We start from the raw sequence: 24,884 nt of genomic DNA, 5'->3' as shown, positions 1-24,884 counted from the left end.
TGCAGAGCTCGCGGGGAATACTAAAAAGCCGCCTCCTCCAGGCCCCTTCGTTTGTCCAGGCACCTTCTGTTTTGTACGGAATTCGTACGGAACGGGGTTTTTCGGAGACCGCCGTTACACTTTGGGAGCTGCCGGACATTAACAGGGCATGAGCTTAGAAACCATCCGGAAGGAACAGCGGGACGTGGACAGGGAGAAACGTTTCCTGGCTGCCCACGCCGCCGGTCACGACCGTGTCTACCGCTACTTCCGACGTCGAACCGAAAACGCGGCCACCGCTGAGGACCTGTGCGCTGAAGTCTTCCGGATTGCCTGGGAAAAGACCGGGCAGGCGGAGAGCCTTTCGGTCATGGTGCTGTTCGGGATCGCAAAAAACGTCCTCCGCAACCATGACCGGTCCGCCTCCCGGTCCGTGAACCTCCTCGGAGCCCTGCAGCTTGGACGGGACCAGGCCGGCGACACCGGCGAATCCCGCGTCCGCGAGGCATTGGCCCGGCTTGGACCCGATGAACGCGAGGTCCTGCTGCTGACCTACTGGGATGGTTTCAGCTCGAGCGAGGTCTCTGACCTCCTGGACACCAGCGCCACGGCCGTCAGGATGCGCCTGCACCGGGCACGCAAGGCACTGGGCCGTCTGTTGGATTCGGATTCACTTTCTGAGGGAGCGCAATGATGAGCAAAAACAACCTGCCGAACGGCATCGGGCAGCGGCTTGCGTCCGCGGATCCGGCCCGCTCCGTTCGAGAATCCGAGCTGGCCCGCAGCCGGGCGAGATCCCTGGCCGTGATGGATGCACCGTCCGCGGCAGAGAACACTTCGCCCGCCCGCCTGCACGCCGTACCTCCGCTGAACACCCACCGCGCTGTGCCTTCAGCGCCCCGCGCCCGACGTCGGATACTCCTCGCGTCCGCCGCCGCAGCACTGCTGGTGGGAGGCATAGTGGTGGCCGACGTCGTCCGTCCAAGAGGTCCCGGCGCCACCGCCGAAGCCGCCCAAGTCCTGAACGCCGCGGCCGACGCCACCATCCGCACCTCCGACCCGGTGGTGGGGCCGGGACAGTACCTGTTGACCGATACAACAACCCTTTTTGACACCGGGGTCGAGGAAGCAGACGGCAGCTCGCTTTCCTGGCAGGCAACCGTCACAGACCGGCTCTACATTCCGGCGGATCAGAACGGAGAATGGATCTGGGACCGCGGGGCACTCGTTCCTTTGGATGCCTCCTCCGACGCCGCCAAAGCGGCAGCCGCCGAATTGGCAGAACTCGGAGAGGACGTGGAAAACCCCGCGGTAGGGATTCAGCGGGCCCCGGGCGGAGCGTTCTATGGGGATCCGCCCGTGACGATTGTCGGGACACCCCTGCAGGAGGCCGGGAATCTGCCCCGGGATCCTCAGGCGCTTCTGGACCTCGTATACGAGCGGGCTGACGGGTCCGGCGGCTCCCGGGACGGTGATGCGTTCATAACCATCGCCGTCAGCCTGCGCAGCGGTGTGGTCCCTGCTGATCTGCGTGCCGCGTTGTATCAGGCAGCTGCGCTCATCCCGGGCGTGATCATCGGGGACACACAGGCAACGGTAGACGGCAAAACGGGCATCGCCATTGGCTACCCCTTCGAGGACATCGAGAGATACGACATCATCATCGATCCCGACTCCGGTCTGGTCATCGGGGAACAGCATGTCCGTCTCCAAGACATGCCGGACGCCCAGGCCGGCACCGTCGTGACCTGGACCTCGGTGAAGACGTCGGTGGTCGACGCCGCGCCGTAGCCCCAACTGCTTCGTCTGGCATCGGGGAGGTCCGGCGCTGAGCTGCGGCGCTTCTCCGGCCGGTCGGGGCATATCGGGGACGGGGGGGTGTAGCGGGTCCGGGCGTTCCGGGTTAGGCGAGGTATGGCACAAAGGTGCCGGACGGGCCGGGTTAGGCGGCTTTAATAACTTTCGCGAGCTCTGCGAGCGGAAGTTTTCGTTGCCGCCGTTCCGGCCCGCCCGGCACCGGACTCCCCGACCGGCACCCACCCGGCACCAGCGGATAAACGTCGGAAAAAGTCACCCCTGTAGAAATGTCGGTGCCCTCAGCTACAGTAGTTTTCAGCTTCACGAGATGTGGCCTTCGCCCGGTTCGCCGGGCATCAAAGCTCCGACTGGCCCCACACCAACCCCATTGTTCGGCGGGTGGTTCGGATGACGAAGCGGCCTGCTCCGACCGGCGCAGGCAAGGACAACCTGCAAAGGAACCCACTGTGAGCATTTCCAGTGTCAGCAACTCCGCTTCCAACAACCCCGACTTCAACAACTCTTCCACCAGCAGCAGCTGCGGCGGCTTCGCGCCCGGCCACAACGTTCATTGGATCCACCGCCGCCGGCTCGAGGCCTGGGAGCAGTGGGCCGACGTCGAGGTCACGGCGGACCCCCAGTTGGACCTCATCCACCTCGTCGTTGACGGGGCGCAGCAGCTGATGTGGTTCCACAACGTCGGCGCCGTGGCCACCGCCCTGGACGCCGCCGTCGACACGCCTCAGTGGTGCCAGCGGTACTCCACGCTGATGGTGCCCGGCGGCTTCGGGTCGGATGCCCGGAGCTCTTTTTTCTACTTGGCCCGGCCGGAGCGGGTGCAGCCGTGCATCGGCTCTCCGGTCCGGGCTCCCGAAAGCGAGCGGATCGATGACCAGCCCTGACTTCCGGCCGACGCCGCTCAGCCGCGCGTAGCAGCCGGCCCCGCCGTCGGAAAACCCACGGCCGGGGAATCGAGTCTGCAAAACTTACCGCTCCGCCAATCGAGTCTGCAGTTTTTACCATTTTTCGCTCTGGAAACGGTAAAAACTGCAGACTCGATCCCGGGGGGGTTCGATTGCGGACTGAAGCTGACCGCGTTCCGATGACGGCCCCGGCGTTCGCGTTCTAGGCTCAGAGCCATGACGAACATACAGATCTGCGTTGACTGCACCGATGCACACCGTCAGGCGGATTGGTGGGCCGAGACCCTGGGCTGGACGCTGGAGCCCACCGACCAGGACTTCATCTCATCCATGCTGGAACAGGGCTTCGCGAAACCGGAGGACGTTATCGAGCACAACGGCGTCCGGGTCTGGCGGGACGGCGCCGCCATTTGTCCTGCTGACGAACTGGGCCGGGAGGACCGGTTGCGCATCCTATTTCAGCCGGTGCCTGAGCCCAAGACCGTCAAGGACCGCATCCACCTGGATGTCCGGCTCCAGGGTCAGGATAAGGACGGCGCCCGGGCCGCCTTGGAGGCGCGCGGCGCGTCCTTCCTGAACGAGGCAAGCCAGGGACCGCACTCCTGGTACGTCATGGCGGATCCGGAGGGCAACGAGTTCTGTATCAGCTGACCGGGCCCGTTTCCCCGCGCAACTGGGCAATCCGCAGCCGAAGGAAGATGATCACCAGCACCAAGGCCCACACCGCCAGGACTGCCACTGCGGCAACCACCAAAAAATACAAAATCACGAACACCACACCGATTCCAGAGCCGATTGCCATGGTGGTCCCCCGCTTCTCTGTGCCGGTCCTCGGGACGGGTCCGGGCATGGGGCCGATCCTAGACGATCACCACCCGTAGGTCAGGCTCTGCCACGCCCGGGAGGGCTGCTGCAAAGTGGCGGCGCAGGATCAAGGGCAACAGCGGCTGCAGTGGGCAGCACCGGGTGGGAACTGCTGCAGGAAACGTGGCGGCTACTGCTGCAGCAGTTCCGGCGGAATGGCGTAGATCAGCACCACGCTGAGCAGGTTCTTCGCGGCGTGCACTCCGTAGGACAGCATGAAGTTGTTGCCTGCCCACACGTACAGCCCGACCAGGACTGCCCCGGTGGCCAGATAGGGCATCAGGACCGGCAGGGACAGGGATTCCTTGCCGACAATATGGATGGACGCGAAGAGCAGCACCGACAGGATGCTGCACGCCCAGATGTTCCAGTAGCGGCTGAGTTTGCCGATGAGCAGGTGCCGGAAAATGTACTCCTCCACGAAGGGCGCCAGAATCACCACCAGGGGCACCACCAGCCAGGGCGACATTTCGGTGACCAGCCCCTGCACGGCTTCCTGGTTCACGGCGGTTTCTGCCTGGCCTGCGATGATGACGCCGATCATGGACGCGATGATCGTGAGGATCACGCCGGTCGGGATCAGGGCAGCGGTCAGCACCGGCCGGGTGGCGAGGATTCGAGCTTCGCGGGCAACATAGCGCCGGGCAGCAATCAGGGCCAGCATCCCTGCCACCGCGTAAAAGCCCAGGTTAATGACGTACGCAGCCACCACCGGGTCCGGGATCAGCACTGACAACCCGGGAACGTTGATGGGCACAAAACTAAGCAGCAGCAGGAACAGGACGTAAAAGCCCGCCGCGACACCGTCGCTGCGGGTAAAGCGGTAGGAAAGCCACGGGATCTGCGCCGGCGGCCGTCCTGCCGGACCGGTCCGGTATTCGTTTGCTGTCATCACCTCAGGATAGGAGGCCGGGGCGCCGCCGTGCAGTCCGTAACCCGGGTTTCGGCCCGCACACCGGCGCGGGTCACTCCCGTGCAAGCGGGCGCTAGTTCAGCTCCGCGATCACCGGGGGCAGCGCCTCCAGCAGCTCCCGCGCCAGGAAACTGAGCGGCCCGCGCGACGCCGAGAGCCGGTCCCCCGCCACCGCGTGCAGGTAGGTACCCCAGCAGGCCGCCTGTTCCGGCGTCGCCCCGCGGGCCAGGAAACCGCCCACCGCGCCGGCCAGGACGTCCCCTGAGCCGGAGGTCCCCAGCCCCGGGTTCCCGGCCGGTACCTCCCAGCTGGATCCGTCCGGCGCCGTGATGAGGTTCTGCGCCGTCACCACCGCCGAGTATTGCCGTGCCACCTTCAGCGAGGCGTCAGCCATGTCCAGCGACTCTTCGTCGGTGTCCTCCTCGCCCAGCAGGTGGAGAATCTCGGTCTTGTTCGGGGTCAGCACCAGGCGGTTAGCCAGCGCCTGAGCCACCTCCGGCTGCCCGGGCAGGACCCCGAGGGCATAAGCGTCCAGGACCACCTGGGTCTTTTCCCCCAACAGGGGCACCACGGATATCAACAGGGCCGCTGTCTGGTCGGCGTCCGCGAGGCCCGGGCCAATCACCACCGCGGCCGCGGAGTCCAGATCCGCCGCAAGGACCGCACCGGCAGCGGCCCCGTCGATGTAACCCTCGGATTCAGCGAGTCCCGCGACGCCGGCTTCAGGAACGGCGACGGCGACACTCACGGCAACGGATTCCGCCAGTCCCATGGTCAGCCGGCCGGCTCCGACCCGCAGCGCGGCGAGGCCCGTCAGCATTGCGGCGCCCGGGGTACGGCGCTCCCCGCCGATCACCAGTACGGTGCCGCGTTCCTTCTTCCCGGCGGTGTTGGTGGTGAGCTGCCAGCCGCGGAGCAGGTCCGGGGTGACGAGGTCAGCGCGGGTGGATGTCATGCTCATCTCCTGCATGTTCGGTGACGGGCGCGCCGCTGTCCTGCAGATGGAGCACGCTGTTGAACGTGTGGACCTCCCACGGCCCGGTTCCGGCCGGGCGCACCAGGCGGGTGACGGAGCCGTTGCGGACACTGTTGGCGGCGGCGGTATCCAGCAGTTCCTGCTCGGAGAACCGTTCGCAGATGTAGCGGATCAGCATGATCACCGCGTCGTGGCAGATAACGGCCACCCGCTTGCCGTCCTCTTCCTCATCCAGGTCCCGGAAGACCGAGCGCAGGCGCAGGGCAACGTCGGCCCAGGATTCCCCGCCCGGCGGCCGGTAGACGAATTTCCCCAGCCAGGCCCGGCGTTCGGCCTCCTCCGGGTAGCGGGCCGCGACGCCGGCGGAGGTGAGCAGGTCCAGGACGCCCAGTTCCCGGTCGCGCAGGCGTTCGTCGATGCGCATTGGCCCGGCGATGCCGGGCAGTCCGGCCAGTTCCGCGGTCTGCCGTGCCCGCAGGTAGGGCGAGCACCACACGGCGTCGGGGAGTTCATCAGCAGGCAGCCCGGCGAACCAGCGGCCCAGTGCTTCGGCCTGGGATTCTCCGTCCGGGCTGAGCGGGACGTCCGGGTCCCGCCATTCGATCTCGATGCGCTGGGCACCTTCTCGGCTGGCACGGGTGGCAGCCACGTTGCCTGCGCTTTCACCGTGCCGGATCAGGATCAGTTCGGTTGCACCCATGCTGCTGACCATACTCCCGCCTGCGCCCTCCCCGGGAGCGAAACACGGCCCGGGAGGGGTGCTCAGGTACGCGTCCGTTCATCCACCCGTCCGCCGTTGCGCACGGTAAAGGTCAGCAGGAAGGCCACGGCGGCGAAGGCTGCCAGCAGCATCAGCCCCACGAAGTAGCTCCGGTTCGCCGGGTCGTAGGTGGCCCCCATGACCAGCGGCGGAAAATATCCGCCCAGGCCGCCGGCCGCGGCGATGATCCCGCCGACGGTGCCGACATCCTGTGCCGGTGCTGCACGGCCGACCCAGGCGAACACGCCGCCGGTGCCCAGTCCCAGGAAGAGCGCCATCAGGATGAATGCGGTGCCGTAGACCCGTTCCTCCTCGGGCCGCAGCGCCACGATGACGGCCAGCACCGCGGTCCCGGCCAGGGAGGCGAGGGTGACCAGTTTCGGGCCCACTATGTCCGCAATGGTTCCGCCGATGGGCCGGGCGATAACGGCTGCCACCGCGAAACCCGCGGTACGGGTTCCGGCGGCCGTCGCGTCGTAGTCGTAGACGTTGCCCAGGTACGTGGGCAGGTAGTTGGAGAACGCCACAAACGCACCGAACACCACCCCGTACAGGAAGCACAGCTGCCAGGTGGCTCGCAGGGTGAAGGCGTGGGTGATCTTGGGCAGCACCGGTTCGGTAGGCCGGGACCAGGCCGGGGATTCGCGCAGCACCAGCCAGCTCAGCACGGCCATGGCTGCCACTACGACGGCGATGGTGATGTGGGCGCCCATGTAACCGACGGCGTTTACCAGGCGCGGGGTGAAAAAGGCCGAGACGGCGGTACCCACCATGCCGGCACCGAAGACGCCCGTGGCGAAGCCCTTGCGGCTGCGGTCATACCAGGCCGAGCAGAACGGGATGCCGATGGCAAACACCGTACCGGCGATGCCCAGGAAGAAGGCGATAACCACCAGAAAGGGAAAGTTGCCCAGCCCGCCCACAATGCCGGTGAGCAGAACCAGCGGAGCCGTGACGCCCAGGATGACGGTGAACATGATCCGCCCGCCGTACCGGTCGGTGAGGGCACCTACCGGAATCCGGGCCACGGAACCCACCAGGATGGGCATGGCTACCAGAACGGACGTCTGCCCCGCGCCCAGGTCCATCTCCGCCGCGTACCGGCTGGAAAGCGGCCCGATCACGGTCCAGGCCCAAAAGCCGACCGTGGAGGCGATGGTGGCCACGATCAGGTTGCGCAGCTGGCCTGATTTCAAGTCCGGGGTTGGTGCCGGAGTTACTGGCGTTGCCGGCATGGCGTCCTCGCTTCCAGAAAGGTCCCGTTAGTCGTCAGTTCCGGGGAACACCGGGACGGTCCCGGTCCGGCGTCCCCACCGGTGCCCAGCCCCGCCGTGGTATTCCCGTGCCCGGAGCAGGCCGCTTGCCGCGTGAGCGGTACACGATGTAGGGCCGGAAGAGGTACTGCAGCGGAGCTGTAAAGGCGTGCACCAGCCGGGTGAAGGGCCAGAGCGAGAAGAGCACCAGGCCGAACAGGGTGTGGATCTTGAAGGACACGGAAGCCGCGGCCATGCCCGCAATGTCCGGCGAGAAGATGAAGATGGAACGGAACCACGGTGCCACCGTGTCCCGGTAGTTCACGATCTTGGTGTCAAACACGGAGAAGACGGTGGTCGCGAGCCCGGTGAGGATGGCGGCGAGCAGGAAGACGTACATCGCCTTGTCGTTGCGGGTGGTGGCCATAAACACCGGCCCCGTGGTGCGGCGCCGGTAGATCAGCAGCACGATGCCCACCAGTGTGGCCACCCCGGCCAGGATTCCGACGCTGAGGGCAAAGAAATGGTAGGTGTCCTCGTTCAGGCCGATGCCGTCCATCCAGGTCTTGGGAATCACCAGCCCCACAAAATGCCCCACAATCACCGCGAGGATGCCGAAGTGGAACAGCGGAGAGGCGATGCGCAGCAGCCGGGATTCGTAGAGCTGCGAGGACCGGGTGGTCCAGCCGAACTGGTCATACCGGTAGCGCCAGATGGAGCCGAGAACCAGGATGGCCAGCACCAGATAGGGCAGGACACCCCACAGCATCACATCGGCAACACCCACCTGGACGTTGTCCGGCGGCGGCACGTCCAGCGGCACGCCGAGCGGCATGCCCGACGCCGGCAGCAGGTCCGCTGCGATCATGGGCTGTTCCTTTCACTCACCGGCAGCAGCCGCGAACTATACGGTTCCAGACCCACGGTCTCGGTGGGCGGCCCGTAGCCGGCGGTACGCATCACCGCAGCCTGGTCCTCCGGGGACACCCCGGGCAGGGTGCTGCAGAGCAGGGTCAGCACACCTTCATAGGGCAGCCCGGCATCCCGCAGGGCAAGGCGCAGCAGTTCCACGGAGGGCCGGTAGCGCTGAAGCAGCTCGTAACCGTCCTCCGGGGATACCTTGGCTGCAAATTCGAGCACCAACGGCAGGTAGTCCGGCAATTCGCTCCCCTCCGGGAGGACACCGTGCGAGCGGTAAACCTCCTTGAAGGCGGCGAGCGCCTCCCCGCGCCGGCGGGTATCGCCGTCGGTCCAGTAGGTCAGGTGCAGGCTGTGCCGCTTGGAGAGATCGAACTCCTGCACGTAGCTTGCCTGCACCTCGCGCAGCGGGGTCTCTGCGAACCAGGCGAACAACTCGTCCAACTCGGCGCCGGCTGCACCGGCTTCGGCGAGCGCGGCCCGCAGGGCAGGCAGTGCGTCCATCAGCTGTTGGTCGGGATACTCCAGCAGCAGCGCCGCTGCCTGCCGGATCATCCGGCTGCGTTCCGGATGGGCGTCGGCGTAGGGTTCCGGCGAGAGTGTGCCCTTGCCCGGTTTGCCCAGCAGCTTCTCCAACAGGCTCATGGCCGCACCCCCGGACCGGAGGACGGCGGCTCCGCTCCGCCGCTCTCCCGGCCCGCCGGACCGTCGCCATCAGCCTGGTCGTAGCCCGCCCCCTTTCCCTCGGCGGCCCCCTGGTCCGCCACACCGCGGTTGTTGTTCGCCGGGAAGAGACCGCGGGGCGAACCCCGTCCGTCCCAGTTCAGCAGGTTCACCCGGCCGCCCAGGTTTCCGTTTCCGGTGGGGTCCTCGCCGCGCTGCCGGGCCTGCAGGGCCTCGAAGTTCTCCACCGCCACGGGGGTCGGCCGGCCGGAGGCCTCACCGAAGACGCCGGTCTGGCCCATCCCGGGACCGCCCTCCACGTCCAGGGAGCAGCCAATTTCCTCCAGATTGTGGGCGTCCTCCAGATGGGCGCTGGGGATGACGTACCGCTCTTCGTATTTGGCCACGGCCATCAGCCGGTACATCGCCACAATCTGTTCGCCGGTCATGCCGACGTCGGTGGCAATCCTTTCATCCGGCGCGTCGCCGAGGGTGATGTCCCGCATGTAGGCGCGCATCGCCGCAAGCTTGCGCAGCACCCCGGTGACCAGGTCCGTGTCCCCGGCAGTGAACAGCTCGGCCAGATATTCCACCGGAATCCGCAGCGCCTCGATGGCGCCGAACAGGTTGTCCGCGCTCTCGCCGTCGTGCCCCTGTTCGTTGAGCACGTCCACGATAGGAGACAGCGGCGGGACGTACCAGACCATGGGCATGGTCCGGTATTCCGGATGCAGCGGCAGCGCCACCCGGAACGTTTTGGCCATGGCGTAGACCGGCGAGCGCCGGGCCGCGTCCAGCCAGTCCTCCGGAATGCCTTCGGCCCGGGCCCCGGCGATCACTTCCGGATCATTGGGGTCCATCATCAGGTCCAGCTGGGCTTCGTACAGGTCCTGCACATTGGGGGTGGAGGCGGCTTCGGTGACCCGGTCGGCGTCGTACAGGAAGATGCCGATGTACCGCAGCCGGCCCACGCAGGTTTCGGCGCAAACGGTCGGGATGCCCACCTCGATCCGCGGATAGCAGAACGTGCACTTCTCGGCCTTGCCGGAGCGGTGGTTGAAGTACATCTTTTTATACGGGCAGCCCGTGACACACTGCCGCCATCCGCGGCAGCGGTCCTGGTCCACCAGCACAATGCCGTCCTCCTCGCGCTTGTAGATGGCACCGGAGGGGCAGGATGCCATGCAGGAAGGGTTCAGGCAGTGCTCGCAGATCCGCGGGAGGTAGAACATAAAAGTGTTGTCGAAGTCCGCCTTGACCTTTTCCTCGGCCTCGCTGCGCAGCTTCTGGAGCACCGGATCCTGCTGCCCGGTCTTCTTCGATCCGCCCAGGTCATCGTCCCAGTTCGCGGACCATTCAATGTTCATGTTCTCGCCGGTAATCAGGGACTTGGGCCGGGCCACGGGGAAGTCCTTGCCGGCGGGCGCGTTGATCAGGTTCTCGAAGTCATAGGTCCACGGCTCGTAGTAGTCATTCAGCTCCGGCTGAACCGGGCTGGCGAAAATGCCGAAGAGCTTGGCAAGCCGGCCGCCGGCCTTCAGCTTCAGCTTTCCGCGGCCGTTCAGTTCCCAACCGCCCTTCCACTTCTCCTGGTCCTCATACCGGCGCGGATACCCCTGCCCGGGCCGGGTTTCCACGTTGTTGAACCATACGTATTCGGTGCCGGCCCGGTTGGTCCAGGCCTGCTTGCACGTCACTGAACACGTGTGGCAGCCGATGCACTTATCCAGTGCCATCACCATTGCCGTCTGCGCCATGATTCGCATCAGTACGCCACCTCCTGGGAACGCTTCCGGACGACGGAGACAATGTCGCGCTGGTTGCCGGTGGGCCCAAGGTAGTTAAAGGCCCAGGACAGCTGTGCGTAGCCGCCGATCATGTGGGTGGGTTTGACCAGGATCCGGGTCACCGAATTGTGGATGCCCCCGCGCCGGCCGGTCGCTTCGGATTTGGGCACATCAATGATGCGTTCCTGCGCGTGGTAGACGTACAGCACCCCGGCCGGCATCCGGCTGCTCACGATGGCCCGGCCCACCAGGACACCGTTGGTGTTCACGCATTCCACCCAGTCATTGTCGGAAACTTCGATCAAAGCGGCGTCCTGCTCGCTCATCCAGACCGAGGTGCCGCCACGGGAGAGGGACAGCATCAGCAGGTTGTCCTGGTATTCGGAGTGGATGGACCATTTGTTGTGCGGGGTCAGATACCGGACGGCGACGGACAGCTCGCCGCGGGTGCCCAGCTGCGGTTCGCCGAACAGGCGGTGCATGTCCAGCGGCGGCCGGTACACCGGCAGCGCCTCACCCATGTCCAGGATCCAGTCGTGGTCCAGGAAAAAATGCATCCGGCCGGTCAGGGTATGGAACGGTTTGAGCCGCTCGATGTTGATGGTGAACGGCGCGTACCGCCGCCCGCCGGTCTCGGACCCGGACCATTCCGGGGAGGTAATCACCGGCGTGGGCCGGTCCTGGGTGTCGCGGAAGGAGATCTGCCGGTCCTCCGCGCCTTCGGCCAGATCCGCCAGCGGGATCCCGGTCCGCTTTTCCAGGGTTCGGAAGCCCTGCACGGCCAACTCCCCGTTGGTGGTGCCGGAGAGCAGCAGGATGGCTTCGGCCATCCGGGCATCCGTGTCCACCGCCGGCCGCCCGGCGGCGGCGCCGCGGTCAAAAACACCGTGCTTGCGTGCCAGCTGGACCAGCGGCCGGGACACATCGTATTTGACGTATTTCGTGGTCAGGCCCAGCTTGTCCGCCAGCGGCCCGACGGCCACGAACTTTTCACCGATCGCCGTGTAGTCCCGTTCCACCACCGCCAGGGAGGGCAGGTTCTTCCCCGGCACCGCGGGAATGTCCGTGCCCTTCCAATCCGGGGCGTGGCCGCCGGGCTGGGCTATCTCCCCGGGGGTGTCATGGGTCAGCGCCGTGGCCACCATGTCCCTGCGCACGCCCAGATGCACCGCCGCCTGCCGGGAAAACTCCTCGGCCAGCAGCCGGAACAGATCGTAATCCGTCTTGGCCTCCCACGGCGGGGCGATGGCCGGCGTGAAGGCATGCACGTAGGGGTGCATGTCGGTGGAGGACAGGTCGTACTTCTCGTACCAGGTGGCCGCCGGGAACACGACGTCGGAGAGCAGCGTGGAGCTGGTCATCCGGAAATCCGCGGAGACCAGCAGGTCCAGCTTGCCCTGCGGCGCCTCCTCCCGCCACACCACGTCCCGGGGCCGGGCCTCGGCATGGTCCTTGCCCATCACGTTGTTCAGCGTGCCCAGCAGATGCTTCTGAAAGTATTCCTCGCCCTTGGCCGAGGACCCCAGCAGGTTGGAGCGCCACAGGATCAGGGTGCGCGGCCAGTTCTCCGGGGCGTCCACATCCTCCACGGCGAAGCGCAGCTTCTCCTCTTTCAGCTGCCGCGCCACCCATGCTGCCTCGGTATCCGCCTCGCCGCGTGCGACGGCAGCGGCGGCATCGTCGGCCACGTCCAGGGAATTGCACGCATCGAACTGGGGGAAGAACGGCATCCAGCCCATGCGGGTGGACTTCGCAATGACATCGGCAGTGTGCATTCCGCGCAGGTGGCCGGTGGCCAGCGGAGACTGCATGGCGTCGGAGGAATACCCGTCGGAGCGGAACTGGTCCGTGTGCATGTACCAAAAGGCCGTGCCGATCATGAACCGGGGCGGCCGGTTCCAGTCCCCCGCGGAGGCCATGGCCGCCCAGCCGGTAATGGGACGGCACTTTTCCTGGCCGACGTAGTGTGCCCAGCCGCCGCCGTTGCGGCCCTGGCAGCCGGTGAGCATCAGCATGGCCAGGATGGCGCGGTACGTGACGTCACCGTGGTACCACTGGCAGATGCCGGCGCCGAGGATGATCATGGACCGCCCGCGGGATTTTTCCGCGTTGGCGGCGAAATCCCGGGCCGTGCGGATGACCGCTTCCGGGCTGACGTTGGTGATTTCATGCTGCCAGGCCGGGGTGTAGGGACTCGCGGCGTCGTCGTAGCCTGCCGCCCACTGTCCGGGGAGCCCGTCCCGGCCCACACCGTATTGGGCCAGCATCAGGTCAAAGACGGTGGTGACGGTGCGGCCGGCCACCTCCATCACGGGCACTCCGCGCTGCACCACCGATCCGACACCGGAGGGGTCGGTGAAGGCGGGCAGATCCACCCGGCTGACTCCGTGGCTGTAGGAGGAGGCATCGGCCACCGACAGGGCGGGCACCACGCCCTGCAGGTCCAGGTTCCACTTCCCGGCGTCGGCCTCGTTGTACCGGAAGCCCACGGAACCGTTGGGCACCACCGGGGTGCCGGCGTCGCGGTCCAGGAGCACGGTCTTGAACACCGAGTCCGCGGCTTTGGCCTCGCTCCGGCCAAGCTCCGCGGCGGTGAGGAATTTGCCCGGGACCACGGTTCCGTCGGGGCCCGGCTCCAGTGCCACGAGGAACGGCAGGTCGGTGTACTGCACCACATAGTCCTCGAAGAACGGCACCCGCCGGTCCACGAAATTCTCCTTGAGGATCACGTGGCCCATCGCCATGGCGAGCGCGGCATCGGAACCGGCGGCAGCGGGCAGCCATTCATCGGCGAACTTGGTGTTGTCCGCATAGTCCGGGCTCACCGAAACCACCTTGGTGCCGCGGTAACGCCCTTCCACCATCCAGTGCGCATCCGGGGTGCGGGTGACCGGGATGTTGGACCCCCACATCATCAGGTAGGTGGCGTCCCACCAGTCTCCGGATTCGGGCACATCGGTCTGGTCGCCGAAGACCTGCGGGCTGGCCACCGGCAGGTCCGCATACCAGTCATAAAAACTGTTCATCACTCCGCCGATGAGGTTGATGAACCGGGCACCGGCCGCGTGCGAGACCATGGACATGGCCGGGATGGGCGAGAACCCGGTGCACCGGTCCGGGCCGAAGTTCTTCACCGTGGCAACGTGCGCCGCGGCAGTCATTTCCAGCGCCTCGGCCCAACTGGAGCGCACCAGTCCGCCCTTGCCCCGCGCCTGCTGGTAGGTGCGCCGGCGCTGCGGATCATTCACAATCTCTTCCCACGCCAGCACCGGATCCCCGGTACGCTCCCTTGCCTCCCGGTACATTTCCAGCAGCACGCCGCGGATGTAGGGGAACCGGACCCGGGTGGGCGAATACGTGTACCAGGAGAACGCCGCGCCGCGCGGGCAGCCGCGGGGTTCGTACTCGGGCCGGTCCGGTCCCACGCTCGGGTAGTCGGTTTCCTGCGCCTCCCAGGTGATGATCCCGTCCTTGACGTACACCTTCCACGAACAGGAGCCGGTGCAGTTCACGCCGTGGGTGGAGCGCACCACCTTGTCGTGGCTCCACCGGTTCCGGTAGAAGGCGTCCCCCTGCCGGCCGCCTTCGCGGAACACGGCCCGTCCGTCAGCGGTCTCGTCCCAGCGGGTGAAGAACCGGCCGAGTTTGAGCATTGCATCGGATGCGGGGCCATCGATCCCCGGAGCGGAGCCAGCCATAGGTACTAGCTTGGAACAGCGTTGCCCGCACAGACAGGGGGAATGCGCATATCGCCGTCCCGGCCCGGCAACAATGCCTCCTTTTCGAACGGATCGCCCGTGTCCGGCCGGTTTGGCCCCGGGCGATAAACTCGATTTGTGAGCACAGAACTTCCAGCACAGGTGTCCGATATCTTCGACCCGCAGCAGTGGCGTCTTGTCTCCGGGTTCGAGGACCTGGCGGACATGACCTACCACCGCCAGGTGGAGCGCGACGCCGACGGCACCGTCGTGCGGGACCTGCCGACCGTGCGGATCGCTTTTAACCGCCCCGAGGTGCGCAATGCCTTCCGTCCCGGCACCGTGGACGAGCTCTACCGGGCTATGGACCACGCCCGGATGACCCCCGACGTCGCCACCGTGCTGCTCACCGGCAACGGCCCCTCCCCCAAGGACGGCGGCCACTCCTTCTGCTCCGGCGGAGACCAGCGCATCCGCGGCCGCGACGGCTACCGGTACGCCGAGGGCGAGACCAAGGAAACCATTGATCCGGCACGCGCCGGGCGGCTGCACATCCTGGAAGTCCAGCGGCTGATGCGCACCATGCCCAAGGTCGTCATCGCCGTCGTCAACGGCTGGGCTGCCGGCGGCGGGCACAGCCTGCATGTGGTCTCGGACCTGACCATAGCCTCGCGCCAGCACGGAAAGTTCAAGCAGACCGATGCCACCGTGGGCAGTTTCGACGCCGGCTACGGCTCGGCCCTGCTGGCCCGGCAGATCGGCCAGAAGAAGGCCCGCGAAATCTTCTTCCTGGCCCGCGAATACTCCGCCGAGGACATGGTGGCCATGGGTGCGGTCAATGAAGCGGTAGACCACGAAAACCTGGAAAAAGTGGCCCTGGAATACGCCGCGGACATTGCCCGGCAGTCGCCGCAGGCCATCCGGATGCTGAAGTTCGCGTTCAACCTGGCCGACGACGGCCTGGCCGGCCAGCAGGTCTTTGCCGGTGAAGCCACCCGCCTGGCGTACATGACGGACGAGGCTGTGGAGGGCAAAGAGGCGTTCCTGGCCAAACGGGCCCCGGACTGGTCCTCCTTCCCCTACTACTTCTAGGACCGCGTTGGAACTGCTCCCAGTCCTGATAACCCCGGGGTTCGACCCCGGCATGCTCCTGGCCCCGCTGGCCGATGCACTGGCAGGCGAGGGCCCCGCCGTCGCGCCGCACACGGATCCCGGTCAGACCTTCGACGGCGAACTGCCCAATGACGACATTGCGCTGGTGATCAGTACCTCCGGCTCCACCGGAACCCCGAAGCAGACCATGCTCTCCACGGACGCTCTGGCCGCGTCCTCGATGGCCACAGCCATGGCACTGGAAGCCGACGGCCAGTGGCTGGCCGCCCTGCCGGTGAACTACATTGCCGGCGTCCAGGTACTCATCCGGTCCCTGTACGCCGGCACGCAGCCGGTGTTCATGGACCTGTCAGTTCCGTTCAGCGCGGAGGTGTTCACCCGGGCCGCCGAAGAGATGACGGACCGCAACCGGTTTACCTCCCTGGTGCCCACCCAGCTGCACCGGCTGCTGCAGGACCCGGCACCGGAAACCCTCCGCGTGCTGCGCCGCTTCAACGCGATCCTGCTCGGCGGCGCCCCCGCGGGGGCTCCCCTGCTGGAGAAGGCACGCAGCCACGGGTTGAACGTGGTGACCACCTACGGCATGAGCGAAACCTGCGGCGGCTGCGTCTACAACGGTGTTCCGCTGCCCGGCGTCGACGTCATCCGGTGGGAAGGGCGCCTGTGGATTGCCGGGGACGTGCTTGCCGACGGGTACATGGGCCGGCCGGACCTGACCGAGGACCGCTTCCGGTTCAATTCCGGGCGCCGCTGGTTCCGCACCGATGACACCGGCACTGTGGATGACCAGGGCAGGGTCAGTGTTTCCGGCCGGCTTGACGACGTCATCGTCAGTGGCGGCATCAAGATCTCGGCACAGGCGGTGGCCGAGGCCGTGGAGACCGTGGCCGGCGTGGACCAGGCCTTTGTCTTGGGCCTCGACGACGCCGAGTGGGGCTCCCGGGTGGGGGCCGCCGTCGTCGGCAGCGTTGACCCGGAACTGATCCGGGAGGCCGTCCGCTCCCGGCTGGGCGCCGCGGCCGTCCCCAAGGTGGTCCTGCTGCTCGAATCCCTGCCGCTGCTGCCCAACGGCAAGGCGGACCGGATGACCCTGCTGCGGCTGCTCGCCGCGGCGAAACACTGAACCTGTTTTCCCGTAACCGAAGAACTAAGGACTGAAACTGTGGCTACAGCCGCCCAATGGTTAGAAGGCGCCCGTCCCCGGACGCTGCCGATGGCAATAGCGCCGGTCATTATCGGCTCGGCTGCTGCCTACGACCTCGGAGCCTTCCACCCGGTCCGCGCAGCACTGGCAGCCATCGTGGCCATCCTGCTGCAGGTGGGCGTGAATTACGCCAACGACTACTCCGACGGCATCCGCGGCACCGACGATAACCGGGTGGGTCCGCTGCGGCTGACCGGTTCCCGGCTGGCCACCCCCAAACAGGTCAAGTACGCGGCCTTCGCATGTTTCGGCGCCGCGATGATTGCCGGCTTTGCCCTCGTGATCCTGGCCTCGAGCTGGTACCTGATCCTGGTTGGCTTCGGCTGCGTGGCGGCGGCCTGGGGCTACACCGGTGGAAAGAACCCCTACGGGTACATGGGCCTGGGCGATGTGTTCGTTTTCGTCTTCTTCGGCCTGGTGGCCACTCTGGGCACCACGTACACGCAGGCCCTGGAAATCAACACCGCCGCTGTCCTGGGCGCGGTAGGCACCGGGCTGATCGCCATGGCCCTGCTCATGGCCAACAATGTCCGGGACATCCCCACGGACCGTGAGGCCGGCAAGCGGACCCTTGCGGTGCGGCTGGGGGACGGCCCGGCGCGGATCAGCTACGTGATGATGCTGGCGCTGGCCCTGCTGCTGCCCCTGCTGATCGCCGGCAGCTACCCCTGGATTCTGCTGGTGCTGCTGCTGGTGCCGGCGTGCATCATGCCGTGCTGGCTGATGCTGACGGGCAAAAAGCGCGGCAGCCTGATCCCGGTCCTGAAGCAGACCGGGCTGATCAACCTCGGTTTCTCCGTGCTCTACGCCGCCGGACTCGTCCTCACCCGCCTGCTGGCCTAGCCGGTTCGGCTCGGGGTTCCGGGTTTATCCGGGCGGCGCGGCCCGGCAGGGACTTAGCCAGCGGGGGCGTACCCAGCCGGGACTTACGCCTCGCGAGGACTTACGCGTCGCGAGGACTTAAGCGTCGAGGGGCTTACGCGTCGCGGCGGCGGTCGTTGTCGATCTGCACGTCGGGGTTGTCGGAAACGAGTCCGTCCTCGGCAGCCGAATCATCCAGTTCGGCACGGTTGCGCTTGGGCGCCCGTTCCTCCGTGAAGCGGCGCTGGACGGTGCGGGCTGCTTCGTCGCGCATGTTGCGGGCAAACAGATAGGTCACGCACCAGGCAAGGATGGCGGCAGCCAGCGCCGACAGCAGGATGCCTAGTCCCATCCACAGGCAGATCACGAAGAAGACGGCCACCAAACCCAGGCGGAGTGCAGTAAATTTCCAGAAAGCCACGCCTCCATTCTAGGCGCCCGCAGGTCCGGCCGGTTCCGTGCCCGTCACCGGGCCCTGCCGCCGGGGCACTCAACTACAATGGGCCTATGCCTCGTCTTGTGTTGTTCGGCGTCATCGTTGTCGCTGCCGTGATCATTTACGCCGTCATCGACTGCCTTATGTCCCGCGCGAACGAGGTGCGGAGCATTTCCAAGGTCTCCTGGGTGCTCACCATCATCCTCGTACCGGTACTTGGTGCGGCGCTGTGGTTCCTCTTCGGCCGGCCGTCCGGCGGCTCCGGAGGATCCGGACCGCGGCAGCCCCGCCGTCCCTCAGCGCCCGACGACGATCCCGACTTCCTGCGGAATCTGGAAATCCGCCGCCGTCAGGAACAGAAGGAAGCCGAGCTCAAGGCCCGCGAGGCGGAGCTCCGGGCGCGCGAAGAGCAGCAGAACCGGCAGAACGACGACGGCAAGCCCGGCGCCTAGCTCCCCCGGCTCCGGCCGGTGACACGCAGGCTGCCAGGCTTCTGTGCCCCGGTCTTTACCCCGCCGTGTTTCCCAGTTCGCTCCCGGACTCGGGCTCGTTCCTTGCTTTCCCGGGCCCGCTTTCCCGGGCTCTCGGGGCTGGGTTCGCTCCCGGACCGGCACAGGATCCCACCGAGTGGGGCTGGTGTTCTTGATGGGACCCCTCTGGCACCACCAGTATCAGTCGGTGGGAGGGTGTGCGGGGAGCGGCTGGATGGCCCGCCGGGCAGGGTGGGGACGCTCCCAGGGGCCGGGTTCCCAGCTGCTTGTCCACTGCCGCGTTTCCCTCCTGCGTACCCCCGTCCTACCCGGCCGTGTTTCCCCGGCCACCTGCACCCGACGGCGCCCCTGGTCCTGCAGGTTGTCGCCTGCCTGCTGCCTGCCACCCCCTTGCGCACGTAAAAAGGCCCGCCACGGTATCCCGGGGCGGGCCTTTTTAGGAAGCGTTAGACGCCGGCGTAGCTGTGCAGGCCGGAGAAGAACATGTTCACAATGGTGAAGTTGAAGACCACGCAGAGGTAGCCGACAATCGACAGCCAGGCAGCCCTGGTGCCCGTCCAGCCGCGGGTAGCCCGGGCGTGCAGGTAACCGGCGTAGACCACCCAGATGACAAAGGTCCAGACTTCCTTGGTATCCCAGCCCCAGTACCGGCCCCAGGCCTGCTCTGCCCAGACAGCACCGGCCATCAGGGTGAAGGTCCACAGGACAAAGGAAACGGCGTTGATGCGGTAGGCCAGGTTCTCCAGGCTCTGCGCGGAGGGAACAATCCGCAGGAACGGCAGCCGTTCCGGACGGCCGGCGCGGATCCGGGTCTCCCGGTCCGCCTGCAGCAGCTGGAGCACCGACATAGCAAACGTCAGGGTAAACAGGGCCGAGGCAATGACGGCAACGGAAACGTGGATGATCAGCCAGTAGCTCTGCAGGGCAGGCACCAGGTGCGCCACGGGGGTGGGGAAGCCGATGGTGGCAGCCATCATCATGATCAACACCAGACCGAGGACGAACGTACCCAGGAAGCGCAGGTCGCGGCGGGTCAGCACCAGCAGGAACACCACGGTCACCACCAGCGCGCCGGTGGTGCAGAACTCGTACATATTGCCCCAGGGCACCCGGTGGGCGGCCATACCGCGGGTGATGACGCCTGCGGCGTGCACGGCAGCAGCCAGCACGGTCAGTGCCACGCCTACCCGGGCGGCGTTACGGCGAGGACCGGTGTACCCCATGCCCTCGTCGGCGGTCTGGGCTTCGCGCCCGCCATCAGGGTCCCAGGACCGGGCGGCGCCGTTCGCGGGTGCACTTGCCGGAACGGTTTCGCGCACCCGGGCCTTGTTCTCCAGCCGGCTTTCGACCGCCTGAATGGTCTTGCTGCTCTTGGCCAGGTCCCAGGAGAAGGCCAGGAACGCGACCGTATAGGCGAATGCTGCCAGGAGCATAAACAGCTCGCTGTAACTCGCCAGGGTGTAATCGATGGAGGGCATTACCGGTCCTTACCTGATTCTTCGGCGGTGCTGCGCTCCGCCGCTGCGTTTGCGGGTACGCTGACCCGCCCATCATTGTGTCCGTCTGTGTCCTGATGTGCCAGCCACTTCTCCGAAAGCAGGCCTCGGATGGCAGCCGCTTCGCTGGACAGGCGGGCATCCTCGCCGCGGGCCAGCAGGCCGTACTCCACCATCACCCGGCCGTCCGGATGCTGACCGGCCCGGATCCAGACCCGCCGGCGGGCCATGAACAGCGAGACCGCCAGGCCGGAGAGGCACAGGACGGCGAAGATCAGCACGCCGGTCTTGCCCGGATCGTAGTGGATATCGAGGGCCGCGTAGCGCTTCAGCCCGTCAAAGGTGATTGACCCCTTGCCCTCCGGCAGTTCGTACGTCTGGTTGGCGGCGAGCACGATGCCGCCCGAGTCCAGGTCGCGGTTGTTCAGCGGGGTGAGGTCTTCGGTTTCCAGCACGTAAACGTTGGACGGAACGCCCTCGTCCAGTCCGAGGTCTCCATAGTAGGAGTTCAGGTTCAGCTGCGGATTGATCGGATCCGGGTCCCCGGAGTAGCTGACCCCTGCGTCGTCAATCATGGCGGTTGGCAGGAAGAAACCCACAAAGCCCAGCTGGTCCGGCTTTGCATCGGGCGCCTTGATCACGGCAAGGGAGGTGTACACACCGTCGGTGGGGACCGAGACAACCGGCCCCTGCAGCGCCACATTGCCCTCGCCGTCGCGCACGGTCACTGTGGGTGCGTAACCGTTGCCGACCAGGTACACGCGGGTGCCGCCCACCGTGAGGGGGGCGTTGACCTTGAGCACCTCCTCGTGCGGTTCGGCGTCCGGGTTTTCCCTGACCGTCATGTAGGCGGAGAAGTCCAGCGGCTGTCCGTAGTGGGTCTGGGACTCTCGGTCGAATTCGACCTCGAACTTGTCCAGCGTCAGCGCATACGGGCTCAGCTGATCCTCGGTGAAGTTGGAACCCGGAGTGAAGGTGTCGTAGCTGACCAGGGTGTTCACGAAGGATTCCCCTTCGACCACGATTTTCTGTCCGCTGTAACCGAAGAGCCCGCCGATACCCACACAGGCGAGCACCCCGATCATGGAGGTGTGGAAAACCAGGTTGCCCAGTTCCTTCGCGAACCCGCGCTCTGCGCCAACCGAGGGCCGGTCCGTGTCGGTTCCCCGGACATCCACCCGGTAGCCGCGCTTGCGCAGGACTTTCGCTGCGTCGCGCACGGCGTCGGCCGGAGTCAGGGAGGCGGACGCCGGAACGGTGAGGGTGCCGTACTCGGGCATCCGCGAGAGTTTGCTCGGGGTGCGCGGCGGCTTGGAGCGCATGGCCTTGAAATGCACCTTGGCGCGCGGGATCACGCAGCCGATCAGTGAGATGAACAGCAGCAGGTAGATCGCTGAGAACCAGACCGAGGAGTACACATCAAAAAGCTGGAACCGATCCAGCCACGGCCCCGTCTCGGGGTTGTCCTTGATGTACTGCGTGACCACCGACGGATCGGCGGGGCGCTGCGGAAACAGCGAACCGGGCACTGCGGCGACGGCTAGAAGCAGCAGCAGGAACAGCGCCGTCTTCATGCTGGTCAGCTGGTTCCAGGCCCACCGGAGCATCCCCAGTACTCCCAGCGCGGGCACCGCCACGTCATCCCGGCGGCCCTTGGAGGGGCGGGACGGGGATTCGGGCTTTTTGGCTTTGTCAGTCACGGCATCCGGTTTCGGGGTCAAGGTGTTCTCATGCTTCGTCTGTTCTCACTGTTCATTTGCTCGCACATCAGATCGGCAGGGTCACATTACCCAGCCAACCTTGGAGCTGGTTGATCCATACGTTCCAGACGCCGCTGACCATCAGCACGCCCAACGCAATCAGCATTCCCCCGCCGAAACGCTGCAGGGCGAGGCGGTGCCGGCGGAAGATGCCCAACGCGCCCATTCCCCGGCGGAAGCCGACGGCCAGGAGCAGGAACGGCAGTCCCAGCCCGAGGCAGTAGACAAAGGTCAGCAGCGCTCCCTTTGCCGCACTGGCATCACTGCCGGAGAAGGAGAGCAACTGTACCGCGGAGAGCGTCGGGCCAATGCACGGCGCCCACCCCAGCCCGAACGTGATCCCCAGCACCGGAGCGCCCCAGAGGCCGGCCGGCGGTTTGGCTTCGATCTTACGGTCGCGCTGGAACCAGCTCATGCCGCCCATAAAAACAATGCCGAGCAGAATCACCACCACCCCGAGCGCCTGCGTGATCCATTCCTGCTCGGACCCCTTCAGCCAGGCCCCCAGCTGCCCGATACCGGCACCGAGTGCCACGAACACCAGGGAAAAGCCCAAGACAAAGAGTCCGATGCCGGCGAACATCCGTCCGCGGCGCTGCTTCTGCAGGTCCACACCGGTCAGCCCGGTGACGTAGCCGAGGTATCCCGGGACCAGGGGAAGGACGCAGGGTGAGAGGAACGAAACCAGCCCGGCGAGGGCAGCCACGGGGATGGCCAGCAGCACGGAACCGTTGAGCACGGTGTCGGCAAAGGCATTGGCTGTGGATTCCGCGGCCGGGTTCACCGCTGCTGTAAGGAAGGACACGTCCCTACGCTGCCAGCGCGTCGCTGATCAGGGCCTTGAGGGTTCCCTTGTCAGCCAGTCCGAGGATACGGGCTGCAACGCGGCCCTGCCGGTCCAGCACCAGCGTGGTGGGAACAGCCTGCGGCGGAACCACATTCGCCATCGCCAGCAGCACGCCGCCGTCCTTGTCATAAAAACTGGGGTACGGAACATTGAAGTTCCGTTCGAAGGCTTCGGCCGTAGCCTTTTCGTCGCGGATATTCACGCCGTAGAAGCGCGCACCGTCGGCTTCGAAAGTATTGTGCAGCTCCACCAGGTCCGGGGCTTCCTTGCGGCAGGGGGCGCAGGCGGCGTACCAGAAGTTGAGGACGACGACGTCGCCCGCCCAGTCCGCGGAGCTCACTTCAGTGCCGTCGAACAGGGTGCCGGAGAGCTGAACGGCTTCACCGCGGTCAGCCGGATCGTATTCGGTGACCGAGCCGTCACCGGCAATGTAGTTTTTGTTGTCGCCTGCATTGGCCTGTTCGGCCAGCGGGTCATCCGAGGAACAGCCGGCGGCGGCGGCGACAAACGGGACGCTGACGGCCAGTCCGGCGCCGAGCCGAAGGAAGGAGCGGCGCCCGAGGGCGGCGCCAGAGCTCTGACTTTTCTTCAAGGATTTCCAGCTTTCATCGCGGCAGGGGGGAGCCACTTCTACAACGCGTAGTAATTCTATTATGCTCCCGGGACATTTGCTGCGCCGGGCAGGAGGTCGGCGCTGGGCTCCGCATAGCGGACGCCAACGAGCACGCCTCCGTCGAAATCGAGGGTGGTGACCGAGGTCAGGGTGCATTCCCGCTGGCGCGGATCATGCCAGAGCTTTTGGCCTTCGGCAGCGCGGCGGGTGACCCAGATAGGCAGCTGGTGGCTGACCAGGACAGCCTCCGCGTTGTCTCCGCCGAGCTCCACCGCACGCATCCGCGCATCGTCGACGGCAGCCATCACCCGGGCCACCTGCTTGGCATAAGGCTCCCCCCAGGACGGACGCATGGGGTTGCGCAGCAGCGGCCAGAAGCGGGGGTTGCGCAGCTTGGCCTGGATATTGGACATGCCTTCGAAGCGGTTCTCTGCTTCCAGAATGCGTTCGTCTGTGGTGATATCCAGCTTCAGCGCGGCGGCAATCGGGGCCGCCGTCTCCTGCGCACGGGTGAGCGGCGAGGCGACGAGGTGGACCAGATTGGCACCCTCGTTGCGCCGTTCAGCAAAGTGACCGGCCACGCGGTCCGCCATTTGGCGCCCCAGATCGGACAGGTGGAACTCGGGAAGGCGCCCGTAAAGGACCTTGTCCGGATTGAAGACTTCGCCGTGGCGCACGAGATGTATGGATGAGCGGGACATGTGTCCCAGTTTCGCAGAGATGGAGCCAGCCGTTAAATTTCGTAACCAGACTGAGTGATTCACTTGAACCTTTAACCAATCCATGCAACACTGTATGCAAATGCATGAAAATGGTGCGGGGGTCCTCCCGCACCACACTGTCATAGAAGGAGCAACCACATGATCCCCAGCGGCCTCACCACCGGAACCTGGAACTTCGACGCCTCGCACAGCGAGGTCGGCTTCACCGTCCGGCACGCCGGCATCAGCAAGGTCCGCGGCAATTTCGACAAGGTCGAAGCGACCCTGACGGTCGGCGAGAGCATCGCGGACACCAAGGTCACCGCTGTGATCGCCGCCGATTCCTTCAACTCCAACGACGCCAACCGCGACGCCCACGTCAAGGGCCCCGACTTCTTCGACGTCGAGCAGTTCCCGGAACTCACCTTCACCGCCACGGGCATCGAGGGTTCCGGTGAAACCTACAAGGTCACCGGCGAGCTGACCATCAAGGGCATCAGCCGCACCGTCGTCCTGGACACCGAATTCAATGGCGTGGCCGTGGACCCCTTCGGCGCCACCCGCGCAGGCTTCTCCGCCAGCACCGTGATCAGCCGCAAGGACTTCGGCCTGACCTGGAATGCAGCCTTGGAGACCGGCGGCGTCCTGGTGGGCGACAAGGTCACCATCAATGTCGATGCCGCCTTCGTAGCGGCATAGGCAGCAGCACCGACTCTTCAGCGCAGCCCCGGCCCATTGAACTGCTCCCCGAAAGTTGGACTGAGAAATCAGTTCTAACTTACGGGGAGCAGTTCTATGCCTGCGCGCAGTTCATTGTCCGAGGACCAACGC

General features: G+C 66.1%; 24 protein-coding genes and 1 riboswitch. Of the genes, 9 read left to right on the top strand and 15 right to left on the bottom strand.

Going from position 1 to position 24,884, the window contains the following annotated elements:
• Nucleotides 1-148 precede the first annotated feature (148 nt).
• The 4 genes from AC5RTS_RS09575 to AC5RTS_RS09560 all read left to right on the top strand — a co-directional run bounded on the left by AC5RTS_RS09575 (nucleotide 149) and on the right by AC5RTS_RS09560 (nucleotide 3,350).
• Complete coding sequence (locus tag AC5RTS_RS09575) at nucleotides 149-673, top strand: RNA polymerase sigma factor (RefSeq protein ID WP_493991834.1); 525 nt, start codon at nucleotides 149-151, stop codon at nucleotides 671-673.
• A complete protein-coding gene (locus AC5RTS_RS09570) occupies nucleotides 673-1,770 on the top strand; it encodes a CU044_5270 family protein (RefSeq protein WP_493991833.1) in 1,098 nt (365 codons plus the stop codon). Before AC5RTS_RS09575 ends, AC5RTS_RS09570 begins: the two co-directional genes overlap by 1 nt.
• A gap of 325 nt (nucleotides 1,771-2,095) precedes the next feature.
• Nucleotides 2,096-2,228, top strand: a riboswitch (SAM riboswitch).
• Nucleotides 2,229-2,243: 15 nt separating this feature from the next.
• Entirely contained in the window at nucleotides 2,244-2,678 is a 435-nt protein-coding gene (locus AC5RTS_RS09565) for a hypothetical protein (RefSeq protein WP_493991832.1), read from the top strand.
• Nucleotides 2,679-2,915: 237 nt separating this feature from the next.
• Entirely contained in the window at nucleotides 2,916-3,350 is a 435-nt protein-coding gene (locus tag AC5RTS_RS09560; protein WP_493991831.1) for a VOC family protein, read from the top strand.
• On the opposite strand, the gene AC5RTS_RS09555 is transcribed toward AC5RTS_RS09560, so the two are convergent.
• The 9 genes from AC5RTS_RS09555 to AC5RTS_RS09515 form a co-directional block, all read right to left on the bottom strand.
• Entirely contained in the window at nucleotides 3,343-3,501 is a 159-nt protein-coding gene (locus AC5RTS_RS09555; RefSeq protein WP_493991830.1) for a hypothetical protein, read from the bottom strand. The genes AC5RTS_RS09560 and AC5RTS_RS09555 overlap by 8 nt on opposite strands.
• A gap of 192 nt (nucleotides 3,502-3,693) precedes the next feature.
• Nucleotides 3,694-4,455 carry a CPBP family intramembrane glutamic endopeptidase gene (locus AC5RTS_RS09550; protein WP_493991829.1) on the bottom strand — a complete coding sequence of 254 codons (762 nt, stop codon included), beginning with the start codon at nucleotides 4,453-4,455 and terminating at the stop codon, nucleotides 3,694-3,696.
• Between the two features lie 94 nt (nucleotides 4,456-4,549).
• A complete protein-coding gene (locus AC5RTS_RS09545; protein ID WP_493991828.1) occupies nucleotides 4,550-5,431 on the bottom strand; it encodes an NAD(P)H-hydrate dehydratase in 882 nt (293 codons plus the stop codon).
• Nucleotides 5,412-6,152 carry a histidine phosphatase family protein gene (locus AC5RTS_RS09540; RefSeq protein WP_493991827.1) on the bottom strand — a complete coding sequence of 247 codons (741 nt, stop codon included), beginning with the start codon at nucleotides 6,150-6,152 and terminating at the stop codon, nucleotides 5,412-5,414. Before AC5RTS_RS09540 ends, AC5RTS_RS09545 begins: the two co-directional genes overlap by 20 nt.
• A 62-nt stretch (nucleotides 6,153-6,214) precedes the next feature.
• On the bottom strand, nucleotides 6,215-7,447 hold the full coding sequence (locus AC5RTS_RS09535; protein ID WP_493991826.1) for an MFS transporter: 1,233 nt from the start codon (nucleotides 7,445-7,447) through the stop codon (nucleotides 6,215-6,217).
• A 34-nt stretch (nucleotides 7,448-7,481) separates the two neighbouring features.
• Nucleotides 7,482-8,300 carry a respiratory nitrate reductase subunit gamma gene (gene narI / locus AC5RTS_RS09530; RefSeq protein WP_493992012.1) on the bottom strand — a complete coding sequence of 273 codons (819 nt, stop codon included), beginning with the start codon at nucleotides 8,298-8,300 and terminating at the stop codon, nucleotides 7,482-7,484.
• Between the two features lie 29 nt (nucleotides 8,301-8,329).
• On the bottom strand, nucleotides 8,330-9,028 hold the full coding sequence (gene narJ, locus AC5RTS_RS09525; protein WP_493991825.1) for a nitrate reductase molybdenum cofactor assembly chaperone: 699 nt from the start codon (nucleotides 9,026-9,028) through the stop codon (nucleotides 8,330-8,332).
• Nucleotides 9,025-10,812 (bottom strand): nitrate reductase subunit beta, encoded by a 1,788-nt coding sequence (gene narH, locus AC5RTS_RS09520; protein WP_493991824.1) that lies wholly within the window; start codon nucleotides 10,810-10,812, stop codon nucleotides 9,025-9,027. Before narH ends, narJ begins: the two co-directional genes overlap by 4 nt.
• A complete protein-coding gene (locus tag AC5RTS_RS09515; protein WP_493991823.1) occupies nucleotides 10,812-14,531 on the bottom strand; it encodes a nitrate reductase subunit alpha in 3,720 nt (1,239 codons plus the stop codon). The genes narH and AC5RTS_RS09515 overlap by 1 nt, the downstream gene beginning before the upstream one ends.
• A gap of 138 nt (nucleotides 14,532-14,669) precedes the next feature.
• Here AC5RTS_RS09515 and AC5RTS_RS09510 point away from each other — a divergent pair, with 138 nt between their 5' ends.
• From AC5RTS_RS09510 to AC5RTS_RS09500, 3 genes are read left to right on the top strand one after another with little or no spacing between them, the layout of a single operon-like run.
• Nucleotides 14,670-15,623: a 1,4-dihydroxy-2-naphthoyl-CoA synthase gene (locus AC5RTS_RS09510; protein ID WP_493991822.1), complete on the top strand. Its 954-nt coding sequence runs from the start codon at nucleotides 14,670-14,672 to the stop codon at nucleotides 15,621-15,623.
• A 7-nt stretch (nucleotides 15,624-15,630) separates the two neighbouring features.
• Nucleotides 15,631-16,767 (top strand): AMP-binding protein, encoded by a 1,137-nt coding sequence (locus AC5RTS_RS09505; protein ID WP_493991821.1) that lies wholly within the window; start codon nucleotides 15,631-15,633, stop codon nucleotides 16,765-16,767.
• A 39-nt stretch (nucleotides 16,768-16,806) separates the two neighbouring features.
• Entirely contained in the window at nucleotides 16,807-17,691 is an 885-nt protein-coding gene (locus AC5RTS_RS09500; RefSeq protein ID WP_493991820.1) for a 1,4-dihydroxy-2-naphthoate polyprenyltransferase, read from the top strand.
• Nucleotides 17,692-17,824: 133 nt separating this feature from the next.
• Here the strand turns inward: AC5RTS_RS09500 and AC5RTS_RS09495 are convergent, their stop codons facing one another.
• Nucleotides 17,825-18,130: a DUF4229 domain-containing protein gene (locus AC5RTS_RS09495; protein ID WP_493991819.1), complete on the bottom strand. Its 306-nt coding sequence runs from the start codon at nucleotides 18,128-18,130 to the stop codon at nucleotides 17,825-17,827.
• 86 nt (nucleotides 18,131-18,216) lie between these two features.
• Between AC5RTS_RS09495 and AC5RTS_RS09490 the strand changes: the two genes are divergently transcribed.
• Entirely contained in the window at nucleotides 18,217-18,597 is a 381-nt protein-coding gene (locus AC5RTS_RS09490; protein ID WP_493991818.1) for a PLD nuclease N-terminal domain-containing protein, read from the top strand.
• Between the two features lie 485 nt (nucleotides 18,598-19,082).
• Here AC5RTS_RS09490 and ccsB read toward each other — a convergent pair whose 3' ends face one another.
• The 5 genes from ccsB to AC5RTS_RS09465 form a co-directional block, all read right to left on the bottom strand.
• Nucleotides 19,083-20,114, bottom strand: coding sequence for a c-type cytochrome biogenesis protein CcsB (gene ccsB, locus AC5RTS_RS09485; RefSeq protein ID WP_493991817.1), 1,032 nt, complete (start codon nucleotides 20,112-20,114; stop codon nucleotides 19,083-19,085).
• On the bottom strand, nucleotides 20,114-21,832 hold the full coding sequence (resB, locus tag AC5RTS_RS09480; protein ID WP_493991816.1) for a cytochrome c biogenesis protein ResB: 1,719 nt from the start codon (nucleotides 21,830-21,832) through the stop codon (nucleotides 20,114-20,116). The genes ccsB and resB overlap by 1 nt, the downstream gene beginning before the upstream one ends.
• Before the next feature lie 67 nt (nucleotides 21,833-21,899).
• On the bottom strand, nucleotides 21,900-22,697 hold the full coding sequence (locus AC5RTS_RS09475) for a cytochrome c biogenesis CcdA family protein (protein ID WP_493991815.1): 798 nt from the start codon (nucleotides 22,695-22,697) through the stop codon (nucleotides 21,900-21,902).
• 4 nt (nucleotides 22,698-22,701) lie between these two features.
• Complete coding sequence (locus AC5RTS_RS09470; protein WP_493991814.1) at nucleotides 22,702-23,331, bottom strand: TlpA family protein disulfide reductase; 630 nt, start codon at nucleotides 23,329-23,331, stop codon at nucleotides 22,702-22,704.
• A gap of 59 nt (nucleotides 23,332-23,390) precedes the next feature.
• Nucleotides 23,391-24,053, bottom strand: coding sequence for a histidine phosphatase family protein (locus AC5RTS_RS09465; RefSeq protein ID WP_493991813.1), 663 nt, complete (start codon nucleotides 24,051-24,053; stop codon nucleotides 23,391-23,393).
• 159 nt (nucleotides 24,054-24,212) lie between these two features.
• Between AC5RTS_RS09465 and AC5RTS_RS09460 the strand changes: the two genes are divergently transcribed.
• Nucleotides 24,213-24,752 (top strand): YceI family protein, encoded by a 540-nt coding sequence (locus AC5RTS_RS09460; protein WP_493991812.1) that lies wholly within the window; start codon nucleotides 24,213-24,215, stop codon nucleotides 24,750-24,752.
• The last annotated feature ends 132 nt before the right edge of the window (nucleotides 24,753-24,884 follow it).

The organism is Arthrobacter sp. MDT1-49-2, assembly GCF_059090185.1.
Note: the sequence above shows the minus strand (reverse complement) of the source record. Positions and strands in the feature narration are given on the sequence as shown.

Coding starts and splice junctions, on each gene's coding strand:
- narJ (WP_493991825.1), bottom strand. CDS start 9,028: ATGAGCCTGTTGGAGAAGCTGCTGGGCAAACCGGGCAAGGGCACACTC.
- AC5RTS_RS09575 (WP_493991834.1), top strand. CDS start 149: ATGAGCTTAGAAACCATCCGGAAGGAACAGCGGGACGTGGACAGGGAG.
- AC5RTS_RS09545 (WP_493991828.1), bottom strand. CDS start 5,431: ATGACATCCACCCGCGCTGACCTCGTCACCCCGGACCTGCTCCGCGGC.
- AC5RTS_RS09540 (WP_493991827.1), bottom strand. CDS start 6,152: ATGGGTGCAACCGAACTGATCCTGATCCGGCACGGTGAAAGCGCAGGC.
- AC5RTS_RS09555 (WP_493991830.1), bottom strand. CDS start 3,501: ATGGCAATCGGCTCTGGAATCGGTGTGGTGTTCGTGATTTTGTATTTT.
- ccsB (WP_493991817.1), bottom strand. CDS start 20,114: ATGCCCTCCATCGATTACACCCTGGCGAGTTACAGCGAGCTGTTTATG.
- AC5RTS_RS09515 (WP_493991823.1), bottom strand. CDS start 14,531: ATGGCTGGCTCCGCTCCGGGGATCGATGGCCCCGCATCCGATGCAATG.
- narI (WP_493992012.1), bottom strand. CDS start 8,300: ATGCCGCTCGGCGTGCCGCTGGACGTGCCGCCGCCGGACAACGTCCAG.
- AC5RTS_RS09490 (WP_493991818.1), top strand. CDS start 18,217: ATGCCTCGTCTTGTGTTGTTCGGCGTCATCGTTGTCGCTGCCGTGATC.
- AC5RTS_RS09570 (WP_493991833.1), top strand. CDS start 673: ATGAGCAAAAACAACCTGCCGAACGGCATCGGGCAGCGGCTTGCGTCC.
- AC5RTS_RS09460 (WP_493991812.1), top strand. CDS start 24,213: ATGATCCCCAGCGGCCTCACCACCGGAACCTGGAACTTCGACGCCTCG.
- narH (WP_493991824.1), bottom strand. CDS start 10,812: ATGCGAATCATGGCGCAGACGGCAATGGTGATGGCACTGGATAAGTGC.
- AC5RTS_RS09465 (WP_493991813.1), bottom strand. CDS start 24,053: ATGTCCCGCTCATCCATACATCTCGTGCGCCACGGCGAAGTCTTCAAT.
- AC5RTS_RS09560 (WP_493991831.1), top strand. CDS start 2,916: ATGACGAACATACAGATCTGCGTTGACTGCACCGATGCACACCGTCAG.
- AC5RTS_RS09550 (WP_493991829.1), bottom strand. CDS start 4,455: ATGACAGCAAACGAATACCGGACCGGTCCGGCAGGACGGCCGCCGGCG.
- AC5RTS_RS09535 (WP_493991826.1), bottom strand. CDS start 7,447: ATGCCGGCAACGCCAGTAACTCCGGCACCAACCCCGGACTTGAAATCA.